The sequence below is a fragment of the Variovorax sp. efr-133-TYG-130 genome (assembly GCF_030208835.1).
In the GTDB taxonomy this organism is placed as follows: domain Bacteria; phylum Pseudomonadota; class Gammaproteobacteria; order Burkholderiales; family Burkholderiaceae_C; genus Variovorax.
This window is the reverse complement of the sequence record NZ_JARVTD010000015.1, coordinates 1-4,303: the sequence shown is the minus strand read 5'-3', so window position 1 is coordinate 4,303 and position 4,303 is coordinate 1. Positions and strand designations below refer to the sequence as shown.

Genomic DNA, 4,303 nt, shown 5'->3' with positions numbered 1-4,303 from the left:
ACGCGCAGGGCCATCTCACCGAAGAGATCGATCCGCTGGGGCACAAGACCGAGTATGCCTATGACAAAGCCGGCAGGCCCGTGCGCATTACCGATGCGAAGGGCGGCACGAAGCTGATGAGCTACACGCCTCGCGGCCGGCTCGCGAGCCTCACGGATTGCTCGGGCAAGACCAGCCGCTGGACATACGACGATCGCGGCCGGCTCACCACGGCGGTCGATCCTGCGGGCAACGTCACGCGTCACCTCTACAGCCGCCCGGAACAAGACGCGGTGCCGCATGCCCAAGGCAGCGTGCCGGGCCTGCTCCACGAGATCGTCCTGCCCGACGGAACGCGCGAGCAGACACTGCACGACCCCGAGGGACGCATGCTCGCGCATGTCGACGGGCTCGGACGCCGCACGCGCTACAGCTATGGCCGCGCAGGCCTGATCGCGGGCCGTACGGATGCCGAGGGGCATTCGCTCAAATACCAGTGGGACTTGCTGGGCCGTCTCGTCGAATTGCGCAACGAGAATGGCAGCCGCCACAGCCTGCGCTACGACCTCGTGGGCCGGTTGCTGGAGAAGATCGACTTCGCTCAGCGGACCACGCAGTACCGTTACGAAGAAGGCACCGGCCGGCTCGTCGAGGTGCAAGCGGGCGGGCGGGTGGTGCAGCTGCAGGCCGATGCACTGGGCAGGATGACCGAGCGGGCCGTCGGCAGCCAGGTCGAGCGCTTCGCCTTCGACCGCAACGGGCGCATGGTCGAAGCATCGAACGACGACGCGCGCCTGCAGTGGTTCTACGACCCGGCCGGCAACCTGACGCGTGAGCACCAGCACGATCTGCAGGCCGGACGCACGGCGATATGGCAGCACCGCTACGACGCGCTCAACCAGCGCGTCGCCACGATCCGCCCCGACGGCCACACGACCCAGTGGCTCACCTACGGTTCGGGCCACGTGCACGGCCTGTTGCTGGACGGTCACGACATCGTCGGCTTCGAGCGCGACGACCTGCATCGCGAAGTGCTGCGCGAGCAGCGCAACGGCCTGACCCAGAAGCTGCGTTACGACAACGCAGGCAGGCGGCTGGAGCAGCAGGTCGTGCCGGGCCAGGCGAGCGCACCCGGTGCGCTGCAACTACAGCGCACCTATGGCTACGACAAGGCGGGGCAGCTGGTGGCCATCGGCGACAGCCATCATGGCAACCTCGATTACCGCTACGACCCGGTCGGCCGCCTGGTCGAGGCCAACAGCCGGTTCGGACGCGAGACCTTCGCCTTCGATCCTGCGGGCAACATCGTCGAGCCCGACGGCACGTCCGGAGGAAGCCGGGCTCCCATCGTTCCCTTGCTCGACAACCTGCTCGAGGCCTATGCCGGGGTCCGCTATCGCTACGACGAGCACGGCAACGTGGTCGAGCGCGTGTGCAACGGCCGCTCGACCACCTTCGCATGGGACGGTTTCGGGCGGCTGAGCTCCGCCACGGACGAAGACGGCACCCAAACCTCGTTCGCCTACGACCCGATGGGCCGCCGCATCTCGAAGCGCTCGCGAGACAGCATCACCCGGTTCGGCTGGGATGGCGACACGCTCGCCTTCGAAAGCACGCAGAGCGTTGCCGCAGAGCAGGAAGACGACGGACGCGGCCGGAGCGTGCATTACATCCACGAGCCGCGCTCCTTCGCGCCACTGATTCAACTGCGCCAGGCGCATGCGATCGTGCCGGGCAGGACGCCCGACGTGCGGGAGCTCATGGCCGCCAACGGCGGTGCCTACGACATCGAGCAAGACCCGCTGTGGAACGGCGAACTCCAGCCGGGACAACGCAGCTTCGAGGCGGACGAGATCGCCTTCTACCAGTGCGACCATCTCGGCACGCCTCGGGACCTGACCGATCACGAAGGCCACGTCGGCTGGTCGGCCCAGTACAGGGCCTGGGGCGAGGCGCGCGAAGTCATCAGCGAAGCGGGGCGACGTGCCGGCCTCTCGAACCGCATCCGTTTCCAGGGGCAGTACTTCGACGCCGAGACGGGGCTGCACTACAACCGCTACCGCTACTACGATCCGGCGAGCGGCCGGTATGTCTCGCCCGATCCGATGGGGCTTGCGGGCGGCCTCAACCTGTACGCATACGTCGGCGGCAACCCCGTTCGCGGCATCGACCCGCTGGGGCTGGTCGACATCAACCTGTTCCCGCACAACGAGGCGATCCGCCAGTCGGCCGACAACATCCCAAGCCCGCCCGGCACGTTCACGGTCGGCTCCCATGGCAACCCGAGCATCATGACCGACACCGCGCTCAGGGGCGTCACCCCTGCGCAGATGGCAGAGCGGATCAAGGCGCACCCGTCTTATACGGAAGGGCAGAAGGTGCAACTGATGTCGTGCGAGACCGGCAAGGGCACCGACCCCTACGCCCAGAAGCTGGCCAACGAGCTCAATGCGCCTGTCGTGGCGCCCGACAAGCTCCTGTGGATCTGGCCCCACGGTGCCTACAAGCCCGCCGGCCAGAAGGCCGACGGCACCATGGACACCGCCGATCCCGGCGTCTGGCATACCTTCAACCCAAAGTCATGAAGAACATCGATCTCAGGTTCGGCGCGAAGCTGGCAGTGCTGCTTCCTCTTCTTCTGAACCTTCCAGTCTCTTACGCAACGGAGAACCGAACCATGGACAAGCCCGACGCCGCACCAGCCTCTTCCTCGTCGCCCATCTCGGGCGCGCGGTCCTTCGCATTGACGGACGCGCAACGAGCCGAACTGGTCACGAAGGCCGAGGCCGGCGACGCCGAAGCCGCGTTCCGTCTCTCGCTGTACTACACCTTCGCGTCTTCCGACGACGTTCAGCGCACCCGCTGGCTGACGGCAGCGGCCAAGGCCGGGCACGTCGTGGCGCAGCACAACCTGGCCTACGACCTCTACATGAGCGGCAAGGACCTCGCCGAGGCCGCGCACTGGGCGGCGGAGTCGGCGAAGAACGGCAATGCGGAGGCGGGCGACCTGCTCAAGGAAATCGAAGCGGCACGCGCGAAGGCCCGGGGCTCGCGTCCGTGAGTTCGGTCTTGCCGCTGTTTGAAATCGAATCGCCGGAGCGGCTGGTGCTCAACACTCCAATCGTGATGGCATTGGCGAACGCTTTCGGGCTGTTCGAGAAGGCGAACCAACCGAGGGGCATCGAATGTCTTCCCAAATCATCATCCTCGCCCACGACATGTGGCGCAAAGGCGCAGGCGGCGCTCCCGCCGGACTCGTCGGCCAGGCCGACAGCTTTGCCTACGCCGGGCTCGACCTGGGCCTTGCCCAGTTCGCTTCGACGACCTTCGCAGGCACGAGCTTCACGGCCACGAGCTTCAGGCAGGCGGGCTGGAGCGGCTGCCAGTTCGCGGGCTGCAGCTTCAGCCAGTGCGACTTCGGCAGCATCTCGATCACCGGGTGCACCTTCGTCAACTGCAGCTTCACGCGCGCGAACTTCGACGGCGCGAACATCGGAAGCAGCACCTTCAGGCAGTGCCAGTGGGACGACATCAGCTTCGCCGGCGGCAGCTGGAACGACGTCGGCGTCCTGGACTGCAGCGGCACCGTAGTGCACGCGCAGGGGCTGCAGGGACGCAGCGTTGACTTTACGGGCAGCACCTTCGAACAGCTCGAGTTCCAGGGCGCCAACATCAACTGAGCCCTCACCGGCACCTCATCACTCATCTATTCCATGATCATGAAAAGTATCAAGACCACCCTTGTCGCCACCGTCTTCCTGGGCGCCGCTTCTCTATGTGCTGCGCAAGCGGAAACGAAAACCACGCTGACCAAGCTGCACCAGAGCTACGAGAAGCAGGGCCGTCGTGCGCTCGGCATGCCTGAATACGGCAAGCGCGTGCAGTTCGCGGCGGTGGTCATCGAAGCGTCCGATTCCTTCGGCGGTACGTCGCTGATCCGCGCTGCCGACGTGCGCGGCAGCCAGGAGCTGGCGCGCCTGACACCTACGGACGACGCGCAGAGCCAGAGGATGGGCAAGATGCGCAGCGGTGCGAAGTTCACCGCGAGCTGCGAGGTCGGCTTCGCGATGGGGTCGGCATTTCTCACGATGAAGGACTGCGTGATCCAGCCTTGAAGAGCATCGATTCACAGCACTGACAAGACAAGGCATCAGCCGGAGGCAGGGAGAGAAAATGGCAGAAAAAGAGGGCCCGCAACAGCAAGGCCAGAAGCCGACCGAGCGCGAACCCCAGACGGCGGTGGCGCCGCTGAACACGATCGTGAAGGAAGACGTCGCGGCTGCGAGCAAGGCGGTGGACGACTGGCTGCGTTCGTTCAGCGGCG

At 66.0% G+C, this 4,303-nt stretch carries 4 protein-coding genes; all 4 read left to right on the top strand.

What is annotated here, in order from left to right; translation table 11 throughout:
- The coding region (locus QRN67_RS17655) for a DUF8616 domain-containing protein (protein WP_285412878.1) at positions 1-2,564 on the top strand (2,564 nt) is incomplete at its 5' end.
- A gap of 92 nt (positions 2,565-2,656) precedes the next feature.
- Positions 2,657-3,040 carry an SEL1-like repeat protein gene (locus QRN67_RS17650; RefSeq protein ID WP_285412876.1) on the top strand — a complete coding sequence of 128 codons (384 nt, stop codon included), beginning with the start codon at positions 2,657-2,659 and terminating at the stop codon, positions 3,038-3,040.
- A gap of 124 nt (positions 3,041-3,164) precedes the next feature.
- Entirely contained in the window at positions 3,165-3,659 is a 495-nt protein-coding gene (locus tag QRN67_RS17645) for a pentapeptide repeat-containing protein (RefSeq protein WP_285412874.1), read from the top strand.
- A gap of 39 nt (positions 3,660-3,698) precedes the next feature.
- Complete coding sequence (locus QRN67_RS17640) at positions 3,699-4,094, top strand: hypothetical protein (RefSeq protein WP_285412872.1); 396 nt, start codon at positions 3,699-3,701, stop codon at positions 4,092-4,094.
- Positions 4,095-4,303 lie beyond the last annotated feature (209 nt).